This is a genomic window from Oceanibaculum sp., assembly GCF_022449305.1.
In the GTDB taxonomy this organism is placed as follows: Bacteria; Pseudomonadota; Alphaproteobacteria; order Oceanibaculales; family Oceanibaculaceae; genus Oceanibaculum; species Oceanibaculum indicum.
Window position 1 is genome coordinate 1 of the sequence record NZ_JAKUSO010000032.1, and the last position, 24,197, is coordinate 24,197.

25 protein-coding genes and 1 tRNA gene are annotated in these 24,197 nt (G+C 63.7%); 15 read left to right on the forward strand and 11 right to left on the reverse strand.

The window, feature by feature from the left end; all coding sequences use genetic code 11:
- Positions 1 to 70: 70 nt before the first annotated feature.
- Together MK313_RS10950 and MK313_RS10955 are read left to right on the forward strand one after the other, a co-directional pair.
- Positions 71 to 1,291, forward strand: a complete 1,221-nt coding sequence (locus MK313_RS10950) for an argininosuccinate synthase (RefSeq protein ID WP_287781541.1) — start codon at positions 71 to 73, stop codon at positions 1,289 to 1,291.
- A gap of 100 nt (positions 1,292 to 1,391) precedes the next feature.
- Positions 1,392 to 1,934, forward strand: coding sequence for a PAS domain-containing protein (locus MK313_RS10955; RefSeq protein WP_121220777.1), 543 nt, complete (start codon positions 1,392 to 1,394; stop codon positions 1,932 to 1,934).
- On the opposite strand, the gene MK313_RS10960 is transcribed toward MK313_RS10955, so the two are convergent.
- Positions 1,931 to 2,623, reverse strand: coding sequence for an NnrU family protein (locus tag MK313_RS10960; RefSeq protein WP_121220779.1), 693 nt, complete (start codon positions 2,621 to 2,623; stop codon positions 1,931 to 1,933). The genes MK313_RS10955 and MK313_RS10960 overlap by 4 nt on opposite strands.
- A 50-nt stretch (positions 2,624 to 2,673) precedes the next feature.
- Here MK313_RS10960 and MK313_RS10965 point away from each other — a divergent pair, with 50 nt between their 5' ends.
- Positions 2,674 to 2,943: a DUF3253 domain-containing protein gene (locus tag MK313_RS10965; protein WP_287781542.1), complete on the forward strand. Its 270-nt coding sequence runs from the start codon at positions 2,674 to 2,676 to the stop codon at positions 2,941 to 2,943.
- Between the two features lie 30 nt (positions 2,944 to 2,973).
- On the forward strand, positions 2,974 to 3,153 hold the full coding sequence (locus tag MK313_RS10970; RefSeq protein ID WP_287781543.1) for a DUF2644 domain-containing protein: 180 nt from the start codon (positions 2,974 to 2,976) through the stop codon (positions 3,151 to 3,153).
- Positions 3,154 to 3,174: 21 nt separating this feature from the next.
- Here the strand turns inward: MK313_RS10970 and MK313_RS10975 are convergent, their stop codons facing one another.
- On the reverse strand, positions 3,175 to 3,372 hold the full coding sequence (locus tag MK313_RS10975) for a zinc-finger domain-containing protein (RefSeq protein ID WP_008945882.1): 198 nt from the start codon (positions 3,370 to 3,372) through the stop codon (positions 3,175 to 3,177).
- Between the two features lie 100 nt (positions 3,373 to 3,472).
- Here MK313_RS10975 and MK313_RS10980 point away from each other — a divergent pair, with 100 nt between their 5' ends.
- From MK313_RS10980 to MK313_RS10990, 3 genes are all read left to right on the forward strand, one after another.
- Positions 3,473 to 4,483, forward strand: coding sequence for an ABC transporter ATP-binding protein (locus MK313_RS10980; RefSeq protein WP_287781546.1), 1,011 nt, complete (start codon positions 3,473 to 3,475; stop codon positions 4,481 to 4,483).
- Positions 4,484 to 4,500: 17 nt separating this feature from the next.
- The gene (locus MK313_RS10985) at positions 4,501 to 5,634 is read left to right on the forward strand and encodes an alpha/beta hydrolase (RefSeq protein WP_287781548.1); all 1,134 of its coding nucleotides are present in this window, start codon (positions 4,501 to 4,503) and stop codon (positions 5,632 to 5,634) included.
- 111 nt (positions 5,635 to 5,745) lie between these two features.
- A tRNA-Arg gene (locus MK313_RS10990) sits at positions 5,746 to 5,822 on the forward strand.
- A 104-nt stretch (positions 5,823 to 5,926) separates the two neighbouring features.
- Here the strand turns inward: MK313_RS10990 and MK313_RS10995 are convergent.
- Both MK313_RS10995 and MK313_RS11000 read right to left on the reverse strand, forming a co-directional pair.
- Complete coding sequence (locus MK313_RS10995; protein ID WP_287781550.1) at positions 5,927 to 7,096, reverse strand: phage tail protein; 1,170 nt, start codon at positions 7,094 to 7,096, stop codon at positions 5,927 to 5,929.
- Complete coding sequence (locus MK313_RS11000; RefSeq protein ID WP_287781552.1) at positions 7,093 to 7,626, reverse strand: phage tail protein; 534 nt, start codon at positions 7,624 to 7,626, stop codon at positions 7,093 to 7,095. Before MK313_RS11000 ends, MK313_RS10995 begins: the two co-directional genes overlap by 4 nt.
- 165 nt (positions 7,627 to 7,791) lie before the next feature.
- Between MK313_RS11000 and MK313_RS11005 the strand changes: the two genes are divergently transcribed.
- The 3 genes from MK313_RS11005 (at position 7,792) to MK313_RS11015 (ending at position 13,844) form a co-directional block, all read left to right on the forward strand.
- Entirely contained in the window at positions 7,792 to 12,576 is a 4,785-nt protein-coding gene (locus MK313_RS11005; RefSeq protein ID WP_287781554.1) for a DUF4347 domain-containing protein, read from the forward strand.
- Between the two features lie 94 nt (positions 12,577 to 12,670).
- The gene (locus tag MK313_RS11010) at positions 12,671 to 12,934 is read left to right on the forward strand and encodes a hypothetical protein (RefSeq protein WP_287781556.1); all 264 of its coding nucleotides are present in this window, start codon (positions 12,671 to 12,673) and stop codon (positions 12,932 to 12,934) included.
- Positions 12,935 to 12,950: 16 nt separating this feature from the next.
- Complete coding sequence (locus MK313_RS11015; protein WP_287781557.1) at positions 12,951 to 13,844, forward strand: NAD(P)-dependent oxidoreductase; 894 nt, start codon at positions 12,951 to 12,953, stop codon at positions 13,842 to 13,844.
- Between the two features lie 197 nt (positions 13,845 to 14,041).
- Here MK313_RS11015 and MK313_RS11020 read toward each other — a convergent pair whose 3' ends face one another.
- A complete protein-coding gene (locus tag MK313_RS11020) occupies positions 14,042 to 14,563 on the reverse strand; it encodes a TetR/AcrR family transcriptional regulator (RefSeq protein ID WP_287781559.1) in 522 nt (173 codons plus the stop codon).
- 143 nt (positions 14,564 to 14,706) lie between these two features.
- Here MK313_RS11020 and MK313_RS11025 point away from each other — a divergent pair, with 143 nt between their 5' ends.
- Together MK313_RS11025 and MK313_RS11030 are read left to right on the forward strand one after the other, a co-directional pair.
- Positions 14,707 to 15,210, forward strand: coding sequence for a saccharopine dehydrogenase NADP-binding domain-containing protein (locus MK313_RS11025; RefSeq protein WP_287781561.1), 504 nt, complete (start codon positions 14,707 to 14,709; stop codon positions 15,208 to 15,210).
- Complete coding sequence (locus MK313_RS11030; protein WP_287781563.1) at positions 15,168 to 15,707, forward strand: hypothetical protein; 540 nt, start codon at positions 15,168 to 15,170, stop codon at positions 15,705 to 15,707. Before MK313_RS11025 ends, MK313_RS11030 begins: the two co-directional genes overlap by 43 nt.
- Before the next feature lie 86 nt (positions 15,708 to 15,793).
- Here MK313_RS11030 and MK313_RS11035 read toward each other — a convergent pair whose 3' ends face one another.
- The 5 genes from MK313_RS11035 to MK313_RS11055 all read right to left on the reverse strand — a co-directional run bounded on the left by MK313_RS11035 (position 15,794) and on the right by MK313_RS11055 (position 18,819).
- Entirely contained in the window at positions 15,794 to 16,132 is a 339-nt protein-coding gene (locus tag MK313_RS11035) for a hypothetical protein (protein WP_287781565.1), read from the reverse strand.
- Positions 16,077 to 16,736 (reverse strand): hypothetical protein, encoded by a 660-nt coding sequence (locus MK313_RS11040; RefSeq protein WP_287781567.1) that lies wholly within the window; start codon positions 16,734 to 16,736, stop codon positions 16,077 to 16,079. Before MK313_RS11040 ends, MK313_RS11035 begins: the two co-directional genes overlap by 56 nt.
- Before the next feature lie 154 nt (positions 16,737 to 16,890).
- A complete protein-coding gene (locus MK313_RS11045; RefSeq protein WP_287781569.1) occupies positions 16,891 to 17,526 on the reverse strand; it encodes a LysE family translocator in 636 nt (211 codons plus the stop codon).
- A gap of 25 nt (positions 17,527 to 17,551) precedes the next feature.
- Positions 17,552 to 18,361, reverse strand: coding sequence for a GAF domain-containing protein (locus MK313_RS11050; protein ID WP_287781571.1), 810 nt, complete (start codon positions 18,359 to 18,361; stop codon positions 17,552 to 17,554).
- Positions 18,362 to 18,378: 17 nt separating this feature from the next.
- Positions 18,379 to 18,819 (reverse strand): hypothetical protein, encoded by a 441-nt coding sequence (locus tag MK313_RS11055; protein WP_008944067.1) that lies wholly within the window; start codon positions 18,817 to 18,819, stop codon positions 18,379 to 18,381.
- Positions 18,820 to 18,924: 105 nt separating this feature from the next.
- Here MK313_RS11055 and hemN point away from each other — a divergent pair, with 105 nt between their 5' ends.
- From hemN to MK313_RS11070, 3 genes are all read left to right on the forward strand, one after another.
- Positions 18,925 to 20,274, forward strand: coding sequence for an oxygen-independent coproporphyrinogen III oxidase (gene hemN / locus MK313_RS11060; RefSeq protein WP_287781574.1), 1,350 nt, complete (start codon positions 18,925 to 18,927; stop codon positions 20,272 to 20,274).
- Positions 20,275 to 20,311: 37 nt separating this feature from the next.
- On the forward strand, positions 20,312 to 20,788 hold the full coding sequence (locus MK313_RS11065; RefSeq protein WP_008944065.1) for a YaiI/YqxD family protein: 477 nt from the start codon (positions 20,312 to 20,314) through the stop codon (positions 20,786 to 20,788).
- Between the two features lie 170 nt (positions 20,789 to 20,958).
- The gene (locus MK313_RS11070) at positions 20,959 to 23,025 is read left to right on the forward strand and encodes a putative bifunctional diguanylate cyclase/phosphodiesterase (RefSeq protein ID WP_287781576.1); all 2,067 of its coding nucleotides are present in this window, start codon (positions 20,959 to 20,961) and stop codon (positions 23,023 to 23,025) included.
- Between the two features lie 7 nt (positions 23,026 to 23,032).
- Here MK313_RS11070 and MK313_RS11075 read toward each other — a convergent pair whose 3' ends face one another.
- The gene (locus MK313_RS11075) at positions 23,033 to 24,193 is read right to left on the reverse strand and encodes an acyl-CoA dehydrogenase family protein (protein WP_287781578.1); all 1,161 of its coding nucleotides are present in this window, start codon (positions 24,191 to 24,193) and stop codon (positions 23,033 to 23,035) included.
- Between the last annotated feature and the right edge of the window lie 4 nt (positions 24,194 to 24,197).

Genomic DNA, 24,197 nt, shown 5'->3' on the forward strand with positions numbered 1-24,197 from the left:
CGTCGAAGCCCTTGTGAGCTTGCCGGCAATTCCTATACTGCGCACGCAATCCCAAGAAGAGAGACCGCAAATGGCGGAATCCGCATCGAAAGGCGTCAAAAAGATCGTGCTGGCCTATTCGGGCGGGCTCGACACCTCGGTCATTCTCAAGTGGCTGCAGGAAACCTACGGCTGCGAGGTTGTCACGTTCACCGCCGATCTCGGCCAGGGCGAAGAGCTCGAACCGGCGCGCAAGAAGGCCGAGGCCGCCGGCGTCAAAGAGATCTTCATCGACGATCTGCGCGAGGAATTCGTGCGCGACTTCGTCTTCCCGATGTTCCGCGCCAATGCCCTGTACGAAGGCCTCTACCTGCTGGGCACCTCGATCGCCCGGCCGCTGATCTCCAAGCGCCAGATCGAGATCGCCGAACAGGTCGGCGCCGATGCAGTCGCCCACGGCGCCACCGGCAAGGGCAACGACCAGGTGCGCTTCGAACTGTCCTATTACGCGCTGAAGCCGGACATCAAGGTGATCGCGCCTTGGCGCGAATGGGACCTGAACTCCCGCACCAAGCTGATCGACTATGCCGAGAAGAACCAGATTCCCATCGCCAAGGACAAGCGCGGCGAGGCGCCCTTCTCGGTCGATGCGAACCTGCTGCACATCTCCGCCGAGGGCAAGGTGCTGGAAGACCCGTGGCAGGAAGCGCCTGACTATGTCTATTCCCGCACCGTCGATCCGGAGAAGGCCCCGGACCAGCCGACCTATATCGAGGTCGAGTTCGAGAAGGGCGACGCGGTCGCCGTCGATGGCGTGAAGCTGAGCCCGGCCGAGCTGCTGACCAAGCTGAACGAGCTGGGCGGCAAGAACGGCATCGGCCGCCTCGACCTGGTCGAGAACCGCTATGTCGGCATGAAGTCGCGCGGCATCTACGAGACGCCGGGCGGCACCATCCTGCTGGCGGCCCATCGCGGCATCGAACAGATCACGCTGGATCGCGGCCAGGCGCATCTGAAGGACGAGCTGATGCCGCGCTATGCCGAGCTGATCTACAATGGCTACTGGTTCTCGCCGGAGCGCGAGATGATCCAGGCCGCCATCGACGCCTCGCAGAAATATGTCAGCGGCACCGTCCGGCTGAAGCTCTACAAGGGCAATGTCGATGTGGTCGGGCGTAAGTCGCCGCACAGCCTGTACAGCGCCGCGCATGTCACCTTCGAGGAAGACACGGTCTATGACCAGCGCGACGCCCAGGGCTTCATCAAGCTGAACGCGCTGCGCCTGCGCCTCGCCAAGAACGCCCGCGGCTGACCATGAAAGGCAGGCCCGGCATTCTCTTACCGACGGGAAGCCGGGCCCGCCATTTCACGATGGCAGGCCGGATCGGCCAGCCTTTGGGGCGCTGACACCCATGTATCGCGCCGACATCATCGATCTCAGCCATATACAGGACCCGCGCCTGGCGCGGCTTGCCGATTATTGGCAGAGCAAGCGCGGTGACAGGCCGATCCCCTACCGCGCCGATATCGACCCGGTAGATTTCCCGAGGCTGCTGCCCAATGTCTGGCTGGTGCAGTACGAGGCGGCGCCGGACCGGTTCCTCTACCGGCTGTCCGGCGAGGAAATCCGGCGGGTGCATCCCGGCATCTCCTTCGGGCGCTATATCGATGAATTCCTGTCGCCGCAGGCGCTTGCCCGCATCCAGCCCTTTTACCGCGAGGTGCTGGGTCTCGATGGCGGCGCCCCGACGATCCTGCATATGCACGGCTTCGTCTATCGGATGAGCGAATACGGTCTGTCCGCGACCGGCGAAAGGCTGGTCCTGCCGCTGCTGGATGGGGAGGGCGCACCGCGCTTCATCTTCGGTGCGACGCTCTACCGTTTCGACCCCGTGCCGCGGAATGCTCCGGACGGCGACCCGCCGGTCACCCGCACGGCCGTACCGCTGACTTAATGCAGCAGCGCCACCCCGGCGAAATAGGGGTGCCCCAGCATCAGAAGCAGAAACACGGCCAGCGCGATGCCAAGGCGGCGCCAGCCGATGCCCGGCCAGTCGAAGCGCGCGCGCCCTTCCAGAATCGCCATGAAGGGGATGATGGAGGTGGTCATCGCCAGCGGGCCCCATTTCGCACCCATCTTCCGCGCCCGCTTGGAATCGACCGCCAGCATGCCGCCAAAGGCCAGGATGGCGAGCGCGCCGAACAGCACGATGCTGGCCTGATCGCCATTCGCCAGCAGATGCGCCAGCGCCCACAGGCCGATGCCCCACATCACCGGATGCCGGGTGACACGGAAGATGCCGGGCGCGGGATCGGGCGCCTCGAAGGCGCGCTCTCCGCCGACTGCCGTCGGGTTCGGGGTGAGGTAGCCCAGCACCACCAGCAGGACGGAGAACGGCATGATGGTGAAGACGACATGCCGGGTCCAGGCGGCCGGATACCAGACATCGGCATAGGGCGCATTGCCATAGGCAGCTAGCATCCAGACGAACAGCACCGTCGAGATGCCGGAATAGGCGATCATGAAGCCAAGCTCGCCGATGGCCCGCACCACGCCCGCGCGCACCGGCTGGCTGGCCAGCAGGAAATGGGCGGCGACAAAGGTCACGGCGGCGACGAAAAGAGAGTCGATCGATCCGGTCATGGCACGGACTATACTGGAATCATGTTACGGCGGCGACAGGAGGAAGCGGCATGACCGAAGCGAAGGATCTGCGGGGGCAATTGCGCGCGGAAATCCTGGCCCTGACGGCGGCACGCGGGCCGGGCAAGTCGATATGCCCGTCGGAGGCGGCGCGGGCGGTGCGCCCGGAGGACTGGAACCGCTTCATGACGGAGACACGGCGCGTCGCCGTCCAGATGGCCGAGGCCGGGGAGATCGAGATCCTGCGCAAGGGCAAGCCGGTGGCGCCCGACGAGGTGCGTGGCGTCATCCGGCTGCGCCGGCCCGTTACTGGCCTTTGAATTCCACCCAACGATGCTAATCTATAGGCCATGAGCAAGGGCACGGACGGCACGGAACACCCCAAGCAGCGCATCTCGACGACCGCGCTGGTGCAGTTCTCCGTGTTTCTGGTCTTTGCCGTGATCGGGCTGTTCGCCCTGCCCTATGCCGCGGAAAGCGCGTTGCTGCAGCAGCTCTGGGTCGCGTTCTGCGCGACCGCAGGCTTCTAGCCTATTGGCTTACGCTTTAGCTCAGTGGCCGGCGGACGGCTTGGCGCCCGGCTTCATCTGGAAGCGGCGGCCGCAATAGGGGCAATCGACCTTGCCGTCGGCCCCCAGATTGAGAAAGACCCGCGGATGGCCCAGCGCACCGCCGCCGCCATCGCAGGCCACGCGCGTTTCCGTTACGTCGATGGTCTCGACAGGCTGCATGGTCGTCGCCATGTTCATGTTCCGCCTACTCCGAGGCCTGGCTAAGGCCCGATGATTTGCCCATTCGCTCGGCGGATGATACCCATTGCCGCCCCGCGATCAACTGTCGAGTGGTTCCATGACGGCTTTCGCCGACCGCAACACCCCTGTCCAGCCCGAAAACGCTATCGAGATATCGGGCCTCACCAAGCTCTACCGCGGCAAATCCGGCGAGAAGCTGGCGCTCGACCATGTCGATCTCGCGGTGCCGCGCGGCAGCCTTTTCGCCCTGCTGGGGCCGAACGGCGCGGGCAAATCGACGCTGATCAACATCCTGGCCGGGCTGGTGCGCAAGACCGAGGGCAGCGCGCGCATCTGGGGCATCGATATCGACGCCCATCCTCGCCAGGCCGCCAGCGCCATCGGGGTGGTGCCGCAGGAGCTGAACCTCGACGCCTTCTTCACCGCGCGCGAGGCACTGGACATCCAGGCCGGCATGTATGGCGTGCCGAAATCTGAGCGCCGCACCGACGAGATCCTGGCCCGCATCGGCCTGACCGACAAGGCGGACGCCTATGCGCGCAGCCTGTCGGGTGGCATGCGCCGGCGGCTGCTGGTCGGCAAGGCGATGGTGCACAACCCGCCGGTGCTGGTGCTGGACGAACCGACCGCCGGCGTCGATATCGAGCTGCGCCAGCAGCTGTGGAACGAGGTGCGCAAGCTGAACCGCGAAGGGGTGACGGTGGTCATCACCACGCATTACCTGGAAGAGGCCGAGGAGCTGTGCGACCGCATCGCCATCATCAATCATGGCAAGCTGGTCGCCTGCGAGAGCAAGGAAACACTGCTGCGCCGAATCGACGGCAAGACGCTGAAGATCACCCTGACCGAACCGGTCGCGGCGGTCCCGCCGGCGCTCAGCCCCTTCGAGCCGGAACTGCAGCAAGGCGGCCGGCTGCTGGTCCTGCAATACCGCCCGAGCCGCACCCGCATCGGCGATATCCTCGACGCGTTGGCCGCCAGCAGACTGTCCGTCGCCGACCTCTCCACCGAGGAGACCGACCTTGAGGATATCTTCCTGCAGCTGACTGCTAGCGGGAATGCCAGCAGCGGGCAGGACCGGCAGCGCAAGCCGGCCACGGCGGCATAAGGGGCCAGGGGGCCAGGATGATGCCGGGGCGACGGCGCATCATGCGGGCATCGGCGCTGCTCCTGCTGTTTGCGATGGGGCTGGGCGTGATGGCGCCGGGCTGCATCCCCGCCATCGGCATTCCGCCGTCCGATATGGTCCAGGCGACGCCGGCCCTGCTGTCGCTGCCCGAACCCGCCAGCGGCACGAAGCACACGCTGGCGCCGCCGCATACGCTGGCCGTCGCAGAGACGCATGGTGCCGCCCGAATGTCCGACGGAGTGGAACTGCCCTATGTGCAGTGGCGGCCGACCCTCCGCCCGGTCGAAGGCGTGATCGTCGCTCTGCATGGCTTCAACGATTACCGCAATGCCTTCGCCGCTGCCGGGCCGCTGCTGGCGGCATCCGGCCAGGCGGTCTTTGCCTATGACCAGCGCGGCTTCGGCCTGAATCCGCATCCCGGCAGCTGGAGCGGAGTCGGGCGCATGACCACCGACCTGTCGCAGATGACGGAGCTGGTGCGCGCGCAATATCCGGGCAGGCCGGTCACGCTGCTGGGGGTGAGCATGGGCGGCGCCGTCGTGCTGTCCGCGCTGGCCCAGCCGATCCCGCCATCGGCAGACCGCGCCGTGCTCGTCGCGCCAGCCGTCTGGGGGCGCGCCACCATGCCGTTCTATCAGCGGGCAGCCCTCTGGCTGGGGGCGCATACCGTGCCCTGGATGACCCTGACCGGGCGCGGGCTGAAACGCTGGGCCTCCGACCATCTCGACATGCTGCGCCGGCTGGGCCGCGACCCGCTGGTGGTGAAGGAGACGCGGATCGAGGCGATCTGGGGTCTGGTGAACCTGATGGACGCAGCGCTGGAGGCCGGCCCGCCTGCCACTATACCCAGCCTCATCCTCTATGGACGGCACGACCAGATCGTCCCGGCCGGGCCGCTGTGCCGGCTGCTCGACCGCGACTGGGCGCAGGTGCCGCAGCAGCCGCGCATGGCGCTCTACCCCGAGGGCTGGCACATGCTGCTGCGCGACCTGAACGGCCCTCTCGTGCTGCGCGATATCCTGGCTTGGCTGGACGATGCGAAGGCGCCGCTACCCTCCGGCAGCGAGGCGCCCGGCGCCTGGCCGGACGGCCTGTGCGACCCGAAGCGGCTTGCCGCGCCGGCTTCGTGACCAGGGCCGCGCTTCCCTATTTGCATCGCCCCGCGGTTTCGCCTATGGTGCGCCTCGCAAAACGATGGCCGCCCGCGCTTCGCCCTGTGCTTCGCGAGGCCGGCACCGGATGCACCCGTAGCTCAGCTGGATAGAGTGCTGCCCTCCGAAGGCAGAGGTCACAGGTTCGAATCCTGTCGGGTGCGCCATTTTCCCCGTCATTCAGACCATAACGGCAAACTGGCTGACCAGAGCGTTGCCCAGGACGCGCGCTTCATGGCGCCCGGCCCTGGGCAACCGGCACTGACAGGCTTCAGCCAGCCTTTAATCCCGCTGCTGCCAGGGCGGCTTCGATCGCGGCGGCCTCGCTTTCATGCTCCTGGCTGCTGCGCATCGGGTACACGCCCTTGTAGCAGATGAAATAAGCGAGCGTCAGGCCGGGCTGCCGGTTCTCATGCGCCTCCCCGCCGCCCATTTCGCCGATGGATTGCGGCGCCATACTGCCATCCGGATCGGCATTGGAAAAAAGCCGCTGCCCCGGGCTGTAGGCCAGGGCGACGCCGCGCTGCGGGCCCGGCAACAGATCGCCCGGATCCGGCGGAACATAGCCGGTATAGCTGTGCGAATGCGGCGGCAGCTCGTTCGTCTGCAGCGTAACGCTCGCGTCGCCTGCCGTCTGGCCCAGCGTCCGGTTGCTGAGGCCCGGCCCCTGGCCAATACCCATCACCGCCATGGAACCCAGATTGGGGATGCCGAATGTCTTGTCATTGACGCTGCCGCCGAAATTCCAGCCCAGTATCGTGAAAAGCAGCACATAGGGATCATCGTTCGACGCTGGCATTGGCAGCAGACGGCCATCGCAGGGCAACCAGCCATCCGGCGTGAAGGGCAGACAGGCAAGACGGACTTCCCCGACATAGGCGTCGTCAAGCGACCCGAAGACCTTGCACACGACATCGCCGTCATAGCGCTCAGGGAAATTTCCATTCTGCGCCTGGATGTAGTTCAGCGCCATGGTCGGCATCATATTCTCATGTGCGTCGGCGGTATTGCCGCCGCTGCCGCCGACTGTTGCCAGAAAGCCCGGATCGAACAGTGTCGGCGTGGAGCTAGAGTTTGGCCAGGCGTAGGGGCCAGCGATGCCGGCACTGTTCTGCGCCGCCCACATATAACGGTTCGGATTACTGAAATAGGCGGCACTGCCCCCCGCAAAGGCATCATGCGTATGGTTGGGCATCTGCGGCAGGGTCAGCGACACTGTTTCTGAACCGCCTATATCGCCAAAATTGCGCGGCGAGAGACCCGGCCCCTGCCCCTGGCCAATCGGCACGCGCCCCTGCAGATCGGGCGCCAGGAATATCTGATAGGGTTCGGGCTGGGTGCCATCGCAGATTTCCCAGCCTCTCGGCGCCCAACTACCGGCGAACAGCCGGATTTCGCCATTGTAGCATTCGATCTGGGGTGAATCGCCAGGCGCGCTCATGAGGCTTCTCCTTCGTTTTCCGATGTGGCCTGCCTGGTCGGAAAGGCGCCCTGGTAGCAGATGCAGGCATTCAGCACGAGAAAGGGCTGCATATTGTCATGCGGCTGGCCATAGCCGGCAAAGCCCACCATCTGGGTGCTGAGTGGGACCGTGCTGCCCCCGCCGTAAAGATTGAAGGTCGTGCCGGCAGGGATTGCCCCATTCGCCGTCAGCCGGTTACCAGCGGCACTGACCGACCTGGCATCGTGGCTGTGCGTCGGCATCTGCTTTTCAGAGAGCAGAACACTCTCGAAACCGAAAAGCGTTCCCAGATACTGGGGCGGATTGTTGTTAATCCCCGCAATGGTACGCCCCCGCAAATCCGGCAGAGCGAAGGTGGTACGCCCGTCTCCGCCGAAATAGTTACCGATAAGGACAAACAAGGCTTGCGTGTCCTCGTTGATGGTCAATTTGCGGCCATCGCAGATCGCCCATCCCTGGACCTCATAGTCAAAGGGAAACCACCTTATTTCACCGATATAAGAAGTCATGCACCGTCTCCACAGTACAAATTTATTACAATTCTGTCAGAATTGGTCAGATTTTATAGAATTCGTAAGTTTTATATTTCATTTGCTTTGTTCGATCTAAAGGTTATTTTAACGATCGTCAAATAGACATGCATTGAATTCACTAGATTGATTGAGGGCAGAGCGGTGACCAGCCTGATTTTCGTCGATTCGCGCGTGCCACAGACCGAAACCCTGTTGCGGCACCTGCCGCACGGCGCGCTGGTGTCGCGCATTGGCGTGCAGGAAGACGCGCTGACCCATATTACCGCCCGGCTGTTTGGTGCGGCGGGCATCGACAATCTGATGCTAGTCTCGCATGGCGCGCCGGGCGCGCTGTATCTGGGCGCGACGCCGCTGACAGCAGACCTGCTTGACACGCGCACCGATGCGCTGGCCGCCATCGGCGCCGCTCTGGCGCCGGACGGGCTAATCTCTCTCTATGGCTGCCGTGTCGCGGCGGGTGCTGAGGGTGCTGCCCTGCTGGACCGTCTGGAGGCACTGACCGGCCGTGCGGTTGCTGCCACGGAGAGTCCCGTCGGCCATGCTGACCTCGGCGGCGACTGGACGCTGTTCCGCCGTGATCTTGCGCAGCCCGTGCCGATGCCCTTCGCCGCCGGACTGGCCGGCGAGTTCCGCGCCGTACTGGTGACGCATGATTTTGAAGGGGAAAGCACGAGCGGAAGCAGCCCCAGCATCACCGTCACAGACGATGGCGTAGCGATGCTGTATACAGCTGGAAGCCTTTCTAATAATGAAAATTTCACCATCGGCGATTATATTTATATCGACGATATATTTGATCCAGGTGATCAGGGATTTTCTTTAACAATATCTCGACCGGGGAATATTGTATTCTATGTTACATCATTGAAAATAAGCGCTAATGATTACGGAACCCCGACAATTGTGTTGCTGGATTCCAGTGGCGATCCAATAGATGGAAGCAGTAAAAATATCGACAACATTACAAACGGGGACGTCACTGATCCAGGGAATTTCAAGACATATACATTCAGCAATGCCGAGGCATATGGAATTAAAATTTCCACTGCCCCAGGTGGCGGCGGCGCTGAACTTGCCCTCGACGACTTTATCTTCCAGACCAGCCTGAACGCGGCGCCAACCGTTACCGGCACGTCAGGCACGATCACCGTCACCGAGGATACGGCGGGCACTGTCGATCTGTCGGCCCTGAGTTTCGCGGACAGCGATGGCGACACGCTGACGGTCACCCTGTCGGTGACTTCCGGCAGTTTCAGTACGCCAGTTGATGGGGCCGCTGTCGGGGCAGGTGTCACCGAAACGCTGGTCAATGCCAAGACCATCACGCTGGTTGGCAAGGCGGCAGACATCAACACCTATCTGGATACCGCATCCAACATCAACTATACGGGCGGCACCAATATCGCCGGCAACAATGCGGCGACGATCACGGTCAGTGCCAGCGACGGCACGAACAACCTGTCCTCGAACCCGCAGGTCAAGATCAACATCACCGCGGTGAACGACGCGCCGACAGTGTCGGGCGAACCGGCCACGCTGACCGTCACCGAGGATGCGGAAAGCAATGTCGATCTCTCCAGCCTCACTTTCGAGGATGTGGATGACGACCACATCACCGTCACGCTGAAGGTGGATGCCGGCAGCTTCAGTACGCTGGCCGACGGGGCGGACAGCAGTGTCACCGAGACTCTTCTGCCCGATTCGAAGACCATCACGCTGTACGGAACAGCGGGCGACATCAACTCCTACCTCGATAACGCCAGCAACATCAAATATACCGGTGCCACCAATGCCAGCGGGAATGAGGCCGCGACGCTGACCATCAGCGCGACCGACGGCACGCTCGGCCTTGCCGCTGACAAGCAGGTGAAGATCAACATCACCGCCGTGAACGACGCGCCGGTGCTAGACAATAGCAAATCGCCCAGCTTCGGCACGGCAGCGGAGGATCTGCCCGCGCCGACCAATGGCAACACGGCGAACAGCGTGACGGTCGCCAGCCTGCTGACCGGTGCCGTGACCGATGCCGACAGCGGCGCTGTCGCCGGCATTGCGGTTATCGGCGTCAGCACGCAGGGTACCCTCTATTATTCGATCGATTCGGGTGCGACCTGGGCCTCGGCCGGTACACCCGGCAATTCGGACAGCCTGTTGCTGAATGGGGATGCGCTGCTCTATTTCCGGCCGAACGAGAATGTTGAAGGCGAGATCAGCGACGCCATCACCTTCCGCGCCTGGGACCAGACCAGCGGCTCGAACGGGGCGACGGCCAGCACGGCTGTAGTCAGCGGTCCGACGGCCTTTTCTTTTAATGTCGAATATGTCGCGATCAGCATCACCGGCGAGAACGACGCGCCGACGGTGACGTCCGGCGCGACCGCCAGCTTTGCGGAGAATGGCACCGGCACCGCCTATACGGTGACGGGCAGCGACCCGGATACCGGCGACACGCTGACCTTCGCCATCTCCGGCGGGGCGGATGCCGCGCTGTTCGATATCGACAGCAAGACCGGCGCTATCACCTTCAAGACCGTACCGGACTTCGAGAACCCGGCCGACGACGGCGGAAACAACGTCTATGACATTGAGGTCACGGCCTCGGACGGTACCCTGACCAGCTCGGCGAAGGCGGTGGCAATCACAGTGACCGATGCCAATGAGCCTGCCCTTGTCGATCTGAATGGCGGCGATGCCGGTACGGGCGCCAGCACTGAGTTCACCGAGAATGGCAACGCCCTGACCCTGGTGCCGAATGCCAGCATCTCGGACCTCGACAGCACCAACCTCCTGAAGCTGGATATCAGCCTGACCAATGCGCAGGTCGGCAGCCTGGAAGGGGTTTCGCTGGACGGTTATTCCAATGGCGATGTCGCGAACGGCATCACCATCACCTACACCGACAGCGCGACGATCAGCCTGTCCGGGTCCGGGTCGCTGGCCTCCTACACAGCCCTGCTGAAGGCGCTGCAATACACGAACACCTCCGATGCGCCGGTGCCGGAAACGGTGCGCACCGTCACGGTCACGGCAACCGACGACCAGAACATCACCAGCACCGCGCAGACCATCTCGGTCACGGTGAAGGCGGTGAACGACGCACCTTCGGTCAACGACAAGCTGACCACCGCCACTGTCGCGGAAAATAACCTCGGCACCGTCTATACGGTGACCGGCAGCGACCCGGATACGGGCGACACGCTGACCTTCGCCATCTCCGGCGGGGCGGATGCCGCGCTGTTCAACATTGATGGCAAGACCGGCGCCATCACCTTCAAGACCGCCCCGGACTTCGAGAACCCGTCCGATGACGGCAAGAACAATGTCTATGACATCAAGGTCACGGCCTCGGACGGCACGCTGACCAGCAGCGCACAGGACGTCACCATCACCGTGACCGACGACAATGACGCGCCGACCCTGGCGGCCAACAAGGGGGCCAGCGTCGAGACCGGCCAGACGGTGAAGATCACCACCGCGATGCTGAACGAGGGCGACCAGGATGATGACGGGGCGGACCTCACCTACACGTTGGAATTCGACCCCGAAGGCGGCGACCTGCTGCTGAGCGGCGTCACCCTGGCCGAGGGCGATCACTTCACCCAGCAGGACATCGACGATGGCAAGCTGAGCTTCAAGGCCGGCACGACCTCCGGCAGCTTCGGCTTCAGCTTCGACCTGGCGGATGACGACGACGCCTCCCTGAACGGTCAGGAATTCACCATCACGGTCATGACCCCGGCACCCGATACGCCCGCGACGCCGCCGATTGTGGTGACGCCGACGACCCCGACGACGCCGGGCACTGGCGGGACCGGCAATCAGGCAGAGACGATCACCAACAATGGCTCGACCCCGGGCTCGGCCGCGATCGTGCAGAACACCAACAATAACGGCAATGTCGTCACCGCGACCCTGCCGGGCAACACCACCATCCGTTCCGAAGGACCGACGCAGGCGCAGACCAAGACCGACGCGCTGACCAGCCTGGTGACCTCGATTCAGGTACGCGGGTCCACCTCGGAGACGCAGCTGGTCGGTGGGGCGCAGACCTATCTGACCAACCTCGCGCAGACCACCACGCTGGACGTGCGGACCATCATTCCGACGACCACCGCCTCCTCGCTGTCCTCGCCGATCATCATCACCGGCACCAGTGCGGCGGAGGGGTCCACCCAGTCGGAGGCCTTCGTCATCGACCTGCGCAGCCTGCCCTCGGGCACCAACCTGCAGCTCGACAATATCGAGTTCGCCTCGATCATGGGGTCGGCCACCATCACCGGCGGTGCTGGCCAGAACTATGTCGTCGCGGACGAGAACAGCCAGTACATCATGCTGGGAGAGGATGACGATTATATCGATGGCGGTGCCGGTGACGACACGGTGGGCTCGGCCGGCGGCAATGACACGCTGCTCGGCGGGGCGGGCAATGACTCCGTCTTCGGCGGCCTGGGCGATGACAGCCTGGATGGCGGCACCGGCTTCGACACGCTGGACCTGACCGGCGGCGGTGCCAACTGGGCGCTGGGCGGCATGAATGGCGACACGGTCATGGGCGGCGCCGGCAATGACGAGCTGCGCGGCGGCAAGGGCCATGATTCCATCACCGGCGGGGCCGGCGATGACGTGCTCTATTCCGGCTTCGGCAACGACACGCTGACCGGCGGCGACGGCGCGGATGTCTTCATCCTGCGGGCCTATGACGCGGCTTTCGCCGATGCCGTCCTCACCGCAACCGTGACCGACTTCCAGCAGGGCACGGACCATATCGCCGTAGAGAATGCGACGCTGGCGGAACTGCAGGCGGCCATCGCCAGCCAGACCGTGACGGAGACCGGCGTGGTGATCGAGGTCGCAGGCGCAACCCTAACCTTCCTCGGCATCACACAGCTCACAACCGCCGATATCGACCAAGCCTTCTACGCCTGACCAGGCACGCCCTTCTATCGCCGATAGGAGGGCGCGCTCTTCCCGTCTGGAGCAAAGAAAGCCTCAAAGTGCTTACCGCCAGGACCTTGCCCTGTTGGTAGCAAGCACAGGCTTTGCCGGAAACATCTCCGTTACCATCGCCCAGAAGGAAGGCAGGGTCGGCGCCTCGTCGAGGCTGCGCACCCCGAAAATCTACCTGATGCCCTGCGTGGCGCTGACCCAGTCCGAAGGATCGGTCATGATCTTCGCTGAGAGTTCCATCGCCACCGGCCTGATCCTGCTGGCCATCGCGCTGATGGGGTTTACCTTTCACTGCGAGATGCGCCGCCGCTCGGCGCGCCGACGTCAATTTTCCTGACTGGAGGATTTAGAGAATGGCTGAAAAAATCGGTTTCATCGGCCTGGGCGTGATGGGCAATGGCATGGCCCGCAACCTGCTGAAGGCAGGCTTCGACGTGACAGTATGGACCCGCGACGCGGCGAAGGCGGAAACCTTCAAGGGCCTGGGTGCCTCGACCGCTGCCACACCAAAGGCGCTGGCCGCTGCCTGCAAGCTGGTGATCTCCTGCGTGCCCGATGCCGCCGCCGTGTACGAGATCGCGTTGGGCGAGGACGGGCTTGCGGCAGGTGGCTGGCAGGGTGGGCTGCTGGTCGATTGTTCGACCATCGCCCCGTTCGAGGCGCAGGAGATCGCCACCTCCCTGAAAGAGGCGGGCGCCGATTTCCTGGACGCGCCGATCAGCGGCGGCAAGAAGGGCGCGGACGAGGGCACGCTGACCATCATGATCGGCGGCGAGGAAGCCGTGGTGGCGCGCGCGCAACCCGCCTTCGCGGCGATGGGCAAGAACATCCACCATGTCGGTCCGCAGGGCGCCGGGCAGGCACTAAAGGCCTGCAATCAGTTGATGGTGGCAGTGAATCTGATGGGCGTGTGCGAGGCGGTTGCCATCGCCCGCGCCGCCGGCATCGACCCGAAGGTGATGCGCGAGGTGGTTTCCACCGGCACCGGACGCAGCGGTGTTCTGGAAGGCCACGGGCTGCGCTATCTGGAGGGCACGCTGCAGGGCGGCTTCCGCGCCGCGCTGATGAAGAAGGACCTCGGCATCGCCACCGCCGTCGGCGCGCATTACGGGCGTTATCAGCCGGCGACCGGCCTCGCCCACCAGCTGATGACCGGCCTGTGCAATGCCGGTCATGCCGATCTCGACAATGCGGCGCTGGGCCTGCTCTACGACAAGCTGAACGGATGGCAGGAAGACGCCTCGTGACGCATTGCTTCCCGGTATCCGCGCTGCGCGGCCGACCTGTCGGCCAGCGGCATCGAGCTGCCGGACAATGTGATCCGCGACATTGATGAGGCGGCAAGGAGCGTCAGCCTGCCTGGCCTACTCACCGAAGCCTCCGCCACCGGCTGAGGGGAGCATGGCCGATCACTCCCTTTTGCAGCGAGCGTCCTGACCAGTCTCTAAGGGGCCGCCAGCCGGCGTACCGCGCGCCGGACCAGTTCCGGGGCGTCCCTGTCATTCAGGCGCCCGCCGCTCATGAACACGCCATCGAAGAACAGCGCGATCCGCATGGCCTGTTCGTCGGCGTCAGTGCCTCCCTGTCCGGCGCAGAGCAGGGAGAGCCGGCGGAACATCTCCGCCTTGTGGGCGCGCGCGACGATGCGCGCCGGATGGCTTTCGTCCGCATATTCCGCCGCCAGATTGAGCTGCGGACAGCCGCGATAGCCGTCGCGCCGCACCCGATTGCCGATCCACAGACTCAGCCGGTCCAGCGCCTCCAGGCCGGACGCATCGCCGACGACCGCATCCCATTGCGCCCAGAACTCCGCGTCTTCCTTCTGCAGGAAGGCCTCGATCAGCGCGTCCTTGGTCTCGAAATGCCGGTAGATCGTCGTCTTGGCGATGCCGGACTCCGCCACGATCTGCTCCATGCCGACGGCGCGCACGCCATTGCGATAGAACAGCCCCGAGGCCGTTTCCAAGATCTGCGTCCTTACCCGGTCCGACCGGCTTTCTTGTCTTGCGTCAGGATTTGCCTTCGCCATGCGCTGATATTGACCGCGATACCGATCAGTGTCATTTTCAATCTCGATACTGATCGGTAGCGATTAAGGAAGTGACTTTCATGGACGGGAAAACCATCGCGGTGCTGGGGGCAGGCGGCCATACCGGCCGCTTCGTCGTGGCGGAGCTGGAGCGGCGCGGCGTGACCGTTCGGCCCTTCACCCGCAGCAGCCATTTCACGCCCATCGGGCGCGAGGAAACGCCCTGCGCGGTGCTCGATTTCTCGCAGCCGGACGATCTGGCGCGCGCCCTGGCGGGAGCCGATGCCGTGATCAACTGCGCCGGTCCCTTCCTCGACACCGCCGAACCGGCCGTGGAGGCGGCGATCCGTGCCGGCATCCCCTATCTCGACCTCGCCGCCGAACAGGTGACCGCGCAACGGCTGTTCGAACGTTATGACGCACCGGCGCGCGCGGCTGGCATAACCATCCTGCCCGCCATGCCTTCTTCGGCGGGCTGGCGGACCTTCTCGCATCATCACTGGTTCGGCCGGCGGAGGTTGTCGAACGGATCGACATCGCGGTGGGGCTGGACAGCTGGCACCCGACATCGGGCACGCGCCTGACCGGCAGGAAGAACACTTATCAGCGTTTGATCGTGCGCGACCATCAGCTGGTCGCCGTGCCCACGCCGCCACCCGCGACCGACTGGGATTTCCCCGCGCCGCTCGGGGCACAGCCCGTCACCTGCGTGCCGCTCAGCGAAATCATCCTGATCGCCCGGCATCTGAAGCCTGCCGCGATGACCAGCTATATGAACCTGAAGCCGCTCGCCGACCTGAAGGCCGCGGACAGCCCCGCCCCTGAAGCGGTCGATTCCCGTGGCCGGTCCTCGCAATCCTTCGTTCTGGATGTCCGTGCGACAATATCGGGGGAAACCCGCCGTGCAACGGCTGCCGGACAGGATATCTACGCCGTGTCGGCGCCCCTGATTGTCACCGCCTGTCTTCGCCTGCTGGAAGCGAACCAGCCACCCACCGGCGTTCGCGCGCCCGGCGAGCTGTTCGACGCCCGGTCCTTCCTGGCCGCGCTCGCCCCCGATATCGAGGTTCGGTACGGGTAATTAACAGGCGGCGGGATATCACACCGCGCGGTTGGCCGTCGCCAGCACGCCGCCGATGCCGATGAAGGTGGCGCCGGCCGCGCGGTTCACCATTTTCCCGTGGCGGTAGAGCCAGGGCGCGATGAGTTGCCCTCCCCATCTTTCTTTACTATCAGCGCATAAGCAGTTGGAAAACTTAAGATTGCGCCAGCGGTCAACTCAACACTGGTTTGCAACGAAAGGCCAATAAATGGCGTAACTCCAAATCCAATTACAGCAACAACGAAAAATTTGCCGTAACTTCGCCAAAAGAATTTATCTCTTATAGCAGACATACATACCCCCAAATATTTTATTGAAAAATAAATAATTATCGGCGAAATCTCTATATTAATTAAACAAGGATTCCCATAACTCCATAATGATTGGAAATGCTTCTTCGACACGATTCCAGCCCCACCCCCCTGACGCCATACCAATTACAGAGGTGCCTAAGCCGCCCGTTTCAACCACAACAAAGCCATCCACTACAATTACAGCAATTCCAAATACTGCCATTCCTAGGGTTTCTGCATATTTTTTTTCTCTATCTCCAGCCACGGCATCCGAGTTGGAGGGTTTTCTTGCTCTGACATCACAAGAAACCCTTTCTAAGACGGTAATCCATTCAGAAAAGAGGCCTACATTGATGTCGTTTGGAAACTGAGGCGATTTCGCAACAGATGACTCCAGAAGAGCCACCGTCGCATCGGCAGCTCCGAAACGACGAAGCCAGTCTTCTTCAAAATTGATGAATTCTTCTATAGATAGTGAATTTAATTGTTGGCGATCTGGATATCCATTATCCTTAATCAAAACATCAAAATTACTAGGTAAAGAGTCAAGTTTGGCTACTCTTATTGCCCCACAACTCACCGCGCTAATTGTAATTATATCGTTATTGTTAAGACTATCTTTTGCGAGCAAAGATGAAATTACATTAACGTCACTGACGACATCAACGGGATAAAAGCGCGCCGATTGTTTAACCTGGGATTGAGCAGGGGTCACGATGCAAATCACACAGATCAAAACCATAGCCGCGCATATTTTCATATGCCCCTCCACAAAGCATGGCTCTTACGATATTAAACTTACCTATTGTAAATTAGGTTTATATAATATTTATCTTGTGTCAAGCTGAAGGCGACCTTCTAGGGAAGGGTCACACCGCGCGGTTGGCCGTCGCCAGCACACCACCGATGCCGATGAAGGTGGCGCCGGCCGCGCGGTTCACCTTTTTCCCGTGACGGTAGAGCCAGGGCGCGATGCGTTGCGCCGCGCCGGCCAGCACCAGCTCGTAGAGGAATTCCACCACCGCGAAGGTGCCGCCCAGGATGACGAACTGCAACGGCAGCGACACGCCGGGCACCATGAATTGCGGCAGGAAGGCCGCGAAGAAGATCAGCGCCTTCGGGTTCGAGGTGGCGACCAGAAAGCCTTGCAGAAACAGCGCCGCCGGCCCTTCCCGCCGCCCGCCGCTATCCGGCAGGTTCTCCGCCCGCACCGGGGCGGTCACCGGGGCGCGCCAGGTACGAATGCCGAGATAGACGAGATAGGCGGCGCCCAGCCATTTCGCAATGGTGAAGGCCTGTTCCGATGCCGCCAGCAGCGCCCCCAGCCCGGCCATCGATACCGCGATCAGCAGCAGGAAGCCCGCGACACCGCCCAGCAGCGTGGCGACCGACCGGCGCAGCCCGAAGCGCATGCCATGGGTCAGCGCCAGTAGCCCGTTCGGCCCCGGCGTCAGCGACAGGCCGAACGCTGCCACCAGATAGATCAGCCAATGGTCGAGCGTCATCCCCGGCGTCTCCCCCTCGCAAACCTCAAGCGCGGCCAATCACAGCATAGCCGCCGGCATCGCGGTAGATGTCCAGCACGCATGTGCCGTCCGCGCCGGACAGGGTGAGCGATGTCATGCCTTCGGTATCCAGCTCCGGCGCGGACAACAGGTCAGCCGGCAGCCGCATCGGCTCCTCCGCCAGCCACGCCACCTCCGGGAACCGCATCGGCAGTGCGGTGAAGGCGGCATTGCGCGAACGCACCGCCCCCTCATCATCGGCCAGCGCGACAGGTGCTGACATGCTGTCCAGCACCGCCTCGAAGCGCAGCCGGGTCAGGCTTTCCCGGTCCAGCTGCAGGCGCAGCGCGCGGGCGGTGACTGCCTCCAGTGCCAGACTGGCAAGCGACGCCAGCAATTTCTGCTCCTGACTTCCGAAGGACTGACGCGGCTCCGGCGAGAGCAGGCAGACGGTGCCGATGGCATAGCCGCTGGGCAGCCAGACCGGCGCGCCGGCATAGAAGCGCAGGTACGGCGCCCCGGTGACGACCGGGTTGTCATGGAAGCGCTCGTCCCTGCTGGCATCCAGAACGACGAAGGCGTCGCGGCCATGGATGGCATGCCCGCAGAAGGAGACCTCACGCGGGGTCTCCGGCACCCCAAGCCCGACCCTGGCCTTGAACCACTGCCGGTTTGCGTCGATCAGGCTGACCAGACAGGTCGGCACATCGAACAGCGCCTGGCCCAGTGTCACGATCTTCTCGAAGGCCTCTTCCGGCGGCGTGTCCAGCAGGCGCAGCTCGTGCAGGGCGGCCAGCCGGAACTCCTCATCGGCGGGTATCGCTGGTGGCTGCATGCGAAAGCCCTCCCCCCTTACGACCAGACTGCGAAACAGGAATGGATCAGACACACGCGAATCTGGTCGTTGGCGAAGGGCAGGACAAGCTGCTCGAACGGCAGGCTCCTGTCGCCCAGCCGCACGACCCCGCGCCGGCAATCCGGCTGGCGCGCATGGCGCACGCCATGAAACACATTCACGATGGTCCCGCGCGTTGTCAGATGCGAGACCTTGGAGAAAGCGCGCCCTGCCTCGCACTGCGGGAACAGCATGCGCACCTCCCGGCCGACGAAGCGGAACACCGGCTCCGCATCGCCGCCGGGCAGCACCGCGCTCACCGTACTGTCCGCTGAGGTCACCGGCGAGAAGGCGTTATAGACACCGAGATGCGGCATGAGGCGCGGCCCGCGCAATTCGCACCAGTGCCGGTGGATTTCGCGCAGTTCAGGGGCAACGATATCGACCCATTTGATCATCGGTTTGATTTTATTCCTGAAATGCCTCTCCCCGGCAAGAACGATCCCGGTTGAAACTTGATCCAGGTCAAGGTTCATGGCGGTCGGTGGCGTTAAATTCGCGCCATGATGACGCCCGATCTTCTCGCGAAATACGACCAGCCGGTGCCGCGCTACACCAGCTATCCCACGGCGCCGCATTTCCATGCCGGCATCGACGCGGCAGCCTATGGGTCCTGGCTGGAAGCGCTCGACCCGGCACAGCCGCTGTCGCTCTATTTCCATGTCCCGTTCTGCGACAGCCTGTGCTGGTTCTGCGGCTGCCACACCCGCGTGGTGAACCGCTATGAGCCCGTCGCCACCTATTTCGAGCTGCTAAAGCAGGAAATCGCGCTGGTTGCCAAACGGCTGGGACCGGGCCGCACGGTCAGCCACATGCATTTCGGCGGCGGATCGCCCACCATGCTGATCCCCGACGATATCCGCCGGCTGGGCGATTTCGTCTGGGGCCTGTTCAACAAGGCGCCGGATGCGGAAGTGGCCGTGGAGATCGACCCGCGCGGTCTTTCCTACGAGACGGTGCGCGCCTTCGCCAGCATCGGCGTGAACCGCGCCAGCATCGGCGTGCAGGATGTGAACCGCCAGGTACAGGAGGCGGTGAATCGCATCCAGCCGCTGTCCAGCACGGCCGAAGCCATGGCCGCCCTGCGGGCCGAAGGGGTGGACCGCATCAATATCGACCTGATGTACGGCCTGCCTTTCCAGACGGTGTCCCGCGTGCTGCACACGGTGGAGTGCATCCTGCCGCTGCGACCGGACCGACTGGCGGTGTTTGGCTATGCCCATGTGCCGCACATGAAGCCGCACATGAACCTGATCCCCGGCCACGCCCTGCCCGGCCGCGATGAGCGCTTCCGCCAGCAGCAAGCGATCGCCGACCTTCTGGTTGAAGCGGGCCATGTGCGCATCGGCCTCGATCATTTCGCGAAGGACAGCGACCCGCTGGTGGCGGCGCTGCGGGAAGGCAGGCTGCACCGCAACTTCCAGGGCTATACCGTCGATCCGACGGAGATGCTGATCGGCTTCGGCGCCTCGGCCATCGGTGCCCTGCCACAAGGCTATATCCAGAACGTCACGGCGATGCCGGAATACCGCAAGGCCATCGGCGAGGGCCGGCTGCCGGTCGCGCGCGGCATCGCACTGTCCGCCGAGGACCGGCTGCGACGCGCCATCATCGAACAGATCATGTGCCATCTGCGCGTCGATCTGGCGGCGATGCAGCGCGACGCAGGCCTTTCCCTGGATCTGAGCGGAGAGCGCATGGCGCTTGAGACGCTGGCGGCGGACGGGCTGGTACAGATCGAAGGCGAGATACTGACCGTGCCGGAAGAGGCGCGGCCACTGCTGCGCAGCGTCGCCTGCGTGTTCGATGCCTACCTCGCCACCGGCAAGGCGAAGCATTCGCGCGCCGTCTGACTTTGCCCCCGAGCAGGCTTGCCGCTATATCTGCGGCATGAGCGAGCCGAAAAAGCCCATCACCATCCATGTCGATGCCGACGCCTGCCCGGTGAAGGCGGAAATCTACCGCGTTGCGGAGCGCTATGGCGTGCCCGTCATCATCGTCGCCAACGATTATATCGCCGTGCCGCCCAATCCGCTGTTCCGCCGCGTCGTCGTCGATGACGGATTCGATGCCGCCGACAACTGGATCGCCGAAAATGTCGGCACCGGCGATATCGTGGTCACCGCCGACGTGCCACTGGCCAGCCGCTGCGTGAAGGCTGGTGCCACGGTCATCGGCCCGAACGGCAAGCCGTTCAGCGAGGCCGCCATCGGCATGGCGCTGGCGACCCGCAACCTGATGACCGATCTGCGCGCCGCCGGCCAGGTCACCAGCGGCCCCCGGCCCTTCTCCGCGAAGGACCGTTCCAGCTTCCTCTCGGCCCTCGATCTGGCGATCAACCGGCTGCGCCGCGCCGGTCATGCCTGAAACTGTTTTCGGTTAAGGCGGCCTTAACCTCTTCCTGTCATAACTAGTGATGAAAGCGGCGCCGTTTTGCTTTGACCTGCAGCCGGCGCCATCGCCCCGATACCGATTCCCCAGATCGAAGGTCTGCATCGACCGTGACGGAATTCATCCTGTCATTCCCGCAAGGCGCCATGCTGAACGGTAGCCACGATGCAGCCCTGGTTGCATTGTCGGTGCTGGTCGCGGCACTGGCCTCCTATACGACGCTGACGCTGTCGCAGCGTATCGTCGCCTCGGCGAAGGGCGGGTTGTGGCTGGGCGTCGGTGCGCTCTCGATGGGCACTGGCATCTGGTCGATGCATTTCATCGGCATGCTGGCCTTCGACCTGCCGATCCCGCTGGGCTACGACCTCGGGCTGACGCTGCTGTCGCTGGTGATCGCCACGGCCCTGTCGGGCTTCGCGCTGATGCAGATCCGCAGCCCGGAACTGCCGATGCGCCGGCTGCTGACCGCCGGCGTGCTGATGGGGCTGGCCATCGCCGCGATGCATTATGTCGGCATGGCGGCCATGCTGATGGCCCCCGGCATCGTCTATCAGCCGGTCTATTTCGCGCTGTCCGTCGTTATCGCCATCGCTGCCGCGACTGCCGCCCTCTTTATCGCCTTCCACCTCAGCCGCCATCCGCACGGCCCGCTGCTGCTGTACCGGCTTGTCGCCGCCGGCATCATGGGGCTGGCCATCGCCAGCATGCATTACACCGGCATGCTGGCCGCCAACTTCCCGTTTGGCAGCATCTGCCTCGCCGCAGGCGACGACGCCCAGCCCTGGCTGGTCTGGACGGTCGCCATAACCTCCATCGTGGTGCTGGGCGGCACGCTGATCGCCGCCCTGTTCGACAGCCGGTACGAGGTCACCACCAACACGCTCAACGAATCCCTGCAGCAGGCGAATGAGGAGCTGATGCAGCTGGCGCTGACCGACCAGCTGACCGGTCTCGCCAACCGGTTCGTGCTGGTGGAGCGGCTTGAGCGTATTCTCGGGCGCTGCGCGCAGATCGGCGAAAGATGCGCCGTCCTGTTCATCGACATGGACAATTTCCGGCTGATCAATGCCTCGCTCAGCCATGCCGCCGGCGACGAAATCCTGCGGCAGCTGGCAGCGATTCTGCAGCAGAATTTTCCCGATGCCGGCGTCATCGCCCGCTTCAGCGGCGACAAGTTCGTCGTGGTGATCGAAAACCCCGGCGAGAATGCGCTGCTGATCCAGCATATCGACCAGTTCCGCAAGCGGCTCTGGCAGCCTCTTGTCCTGAGGGAGCGCGAGGTTGCGATCACCGTCAGCATCGGCATCACCGTCTTTCCCGCTGCCGAAGGCGACGCCAAGGCGCTGATCGGCCAGGCGGAAAAGGCGATGTACGAGGCCAAGGCGGAAGGCAGCAACCGCTTCCGCTTCTTCGAGAAGGCCATGCATGAGGCGGCGAACCGTGAGTTCGACCTGCTGCACGATCTGCGCCATGCCTTCGCCGAGGGCGGGCTGGAACTGTTTTTGCAACCCAAGGTCTGTGCCCGCGTCGGCGCCATACGCTCGGTCGAGGCGCTGATCCGCTGGAACCACCCGACGCGCGGCCTGCTGCTGCCCGGCGAGTTCCTTGGCATCGCGGAGCGGTTCGGCCTGCTGGGCGAGCTGGAAAGCTGGACCCTGACGGAGGCCTGCCGGATTCTGAGCATCTGGCGCGCCAGCGGGTCGCTGCAGCGCAATCTCAGCCTGGCCGTGAATATTTCGCCCCTGCAGTTCCGCGATCCCGGCTTCGTCGACAGGGTGCTGCGCATTGTCCGGGACTATGATGTGGGACCGGGCAAGCTGATCCTGGAGATCACCGAGCATTCCGCCATGCACGACCCGCTGGCGGCGGCGGCGGCGATGCGCCGGCTGACGGAGGCTGGCATCAGCTTCTCCATCGATGATTTTGGCACCGGCCATTCCTCGCTGGTGCAGCTGAAGCGCCTGCCCTTCGCGGAGCTGAAGATCGACCGCAGCTTCATCACCGATATCGCGCACAATGGCGAAGACCGGCAGATTGTCGAGGCCATCGTGCTGATCGCGCGGCAGTTCGGCCTGCGCGTGGTCGCGGAGGGTGTGGAGCACAAGGAGACGGCCACGCTGCTGGCCGACCTCGGCATCGATCTGCTGCAGGGCTTCGGCATTGCGAGACCGATGCCCTGCAGCCAGTTCGAGGCGATGGCCCTGGCGGCCTAGCGAAAAGCTAGCGCCGCTGGTCGAAGCGGCGGCCGACCAGGGCAGCGGCGATATTCACCTTCTGGATGTCGATGGCACCGCCGGCAATGCCCCAGCCCCAGCCATCGCGCATCTTCTGTTCCATCGGATATTCGCGCGAATAGCCATAGCCGCCCATCATCTGCACGGCGCTGCCGGTGACCTCGCGCACCATCTCGTTGGCGAAGCATTTGGCGATGGAGCTTTCGCGGATCGAGGGCAGGCCGTTCTGCGCATTAATCACGGCGCGGTAGAGCAACAGGCGCGCGGCATCCACCTTCATCGCCATCTCGGCGAGGCGCAGCTGCACCGCTTGGAAATCGACAATGGGCTTGCCGAACTGCTTGCGCTCCTGCGTGTAGTCCAGCACGTAGTCGAGCGCGCTCTGCGCGATGGCCAGGCTCATGGTGGCATTGCCGCAGCGTTCCAGGTCGAACGCCTCCATCAGCTTGCGGAAGCCGCCGGCCGGCACGATCATGTTGGAGACCGGCACCTCGACATTGTCGAAATACATGTCGGCGCTGGTGATGCCGCGGAAGCCCATATGCCGCTCGCGCTTGCCAAAGCTGAAGCCCTTGCGCTCCTTCTCCACCAGCACGGCGCCGATGCCCTTCGCCCCCGGCTCGTCCGAAAGGCGGCAATAGACGACATAGGCATCCGCATGCCCGGCGCCGGAACACCAGCGCTTCTGGCCGTTGATGACGATCTTGTCACCCTCGATACGGCCGCGCGTGGTGAGGTCGGTCAGCGCGCTGCCGGCATCCGGCTCCGACATCGAGACGGCGACGATCATCTCGCCGGCGCAGACCTTCGGGATGATGCGCTGGCGCAGCTCCTCCGGCGCGAAATGCGCGATGGCGAGAATCGGGCCGAAGCAGGATTCGAACACCGGAAAGGCGACGGCGGGCGACACCTTGGCCATCTCCTCCAGCACCAGCACGGCATCGAAATGCGTCATGCCGACGCCGCCATATTTCTCGTCAATGTTCACGCCCAGCAGGCCGAGTTCGGCATAGCGCTTCACCACGTCATGGCTTGGCGGCTCGTCCTCCTCCTCGACCTTGCGGGCGATCTCGACCAGCTCGGTCGTGGCGAAGCGACGCACCGTGTCGCGCAGCTTTTCCTGCTCTTCGGTCAGCGTGAAATCCATCCGG

What these genes read in the sequence shown, in the direction of transcription:
- MK313_RS10950 (WP_287781541.1), top strand. Translation starts at nt 71, where the DNA reads ATGGCGGAATCCGCATCGAAAGGCGTCAAAAAGATCGTGCTGGCCTAT.
- MK313_RS10955 (WP_121220777.1), top strand. Translation starts at nt 1,392, where the DNA reads ATGTATCGCGCCGACATCATCGATCTCAGCCATATACAGGACCCGCGC.
- MK313_RS10960 (WP_121220779.1), bottom strand. Translation starts at nt 2,623, where the DNA reads ATGACCGGATCGATCGACTCTCTTTTCGTCGCCGCCGTGACCTTTGTC.
- MK313_RS10965 (WP_287781542.1), top strand. Translation starts at nt 2,674, where the DNA reads ATGACCGAAGCGAAGGATCTGCGGGGGCAATTGCGCGCGGAAATCCTG.
- MK313_RS10970 (WP_287781543.1), top strand. Translation starts at nt 2,974, where the DNA reads ATGAGCAAGGGCACGGACGGCACGGAACACCCCAAGCAGCGCATCTCG.
- MK313_RS10975 (WP_008945882.1), bottom strand. Translation starts at nt 3,372, where the DNA reads ATGAACATGGCGACGACCATGCAGCCTGTCGAGACCATCGACGTAACG.
- MK313_RS10980 (WP_287781546.1), top strand. Translation starts at nt 3,473, where the DNA reads ATGACGGCTTTCGCCGACCGCAACACCCCTGTCCAGCCCGAAAACGCT.
- MK313_RS10985 (WP_287781548.1), top strand. Translation starts at nt 4,501, where the DNA reads ATGATGCCGGGGCGACGGCGCATCATGCGGGCATCGGCGCTGCTCCTG.
- MK313_RS10995 (WP_287781550.1), bottom strand. Translation starts at nt 7,096, where the DNA reads ATGAGCGCGCCTGGCGATTCACCCCAGATCGAATGCTACAATGGCGAA.
- MK313_RS11000 (WP_287781552.1), bottom strand. Translation starts at nt 7,626, where the DNA reads ATGACTTCTTATATCGGTGAAATAAGGTGGTTTCCCTTTGACTATGAG.
- MK313_RS11015 (WP_287781557.1), top strand. Translation starts at nt 12,951, where the DNA reads ATGGCTGAAAAAATCGGTTTCATCGGCCTGGGCGTGATGGGCAATGGC.
- MK313_RS11025 (WP_287781561.1), top strand. Translation starts at nt 14,707, where the DNA reads ATGGACGGGAAAACCATCGCGGTGCTGGGGGCAGGCGGCCATACCGGC.
- MK313_RS11045 (WP_287781569.1), bottom strand. Translation starts at nt 17,526, where the DNA reads ATGACGCTCGACCATTGGCTGATCTATCTGGTGGCAGCGTTCGGCCTG.
- MK313_RS11050 (WP_287781571.1), bottom strand. Translation starts at nt 18,361, where the DNA reads ATGCAGCCACCAGCGATACCCGCCGATGAGGAGTTCCGGCTGGCCGCC.
- MK313_RS11055 (WP_008944067.1), bottom strand. Translation starts at nt 18,819, where the DNA reads ATGATCAAATGGGTCGATATCGTTGCCCCTGAACTGCGCGAAATCCAC.
- hemN (WP_287781574.1), top strand. Translation starts at nt 18,925, where the DNA reads ATGATGACGCCCGATCTTCTCGCGAAATACGACCAGCCGGTGCCGCGC.
- MK313_RS11065 (WP_008944065.1), top strand. Translation starts at nt 20,312, where the DNA reads ATGAGCGAGCCGAAAAAGCCCATCACCATCCATGTCGATGCCGACGCC.
- MK313_RS11070 (WP_287781576.1), top strand. Translation starts at nt 20,959, where the DNA reads ATGCTGAACGGTAGCCACGATGCAGCCCTGGTTGCATTGTCGGTGCTG.
- MK313_RS11075 (WP_287781578.1), bottom strand. Translation starts at nt 24,193, where the DNA reads ATGGATTTCACGCTGACCGAAGAGCAGGAAAAGCTGCGCGACACGGTG.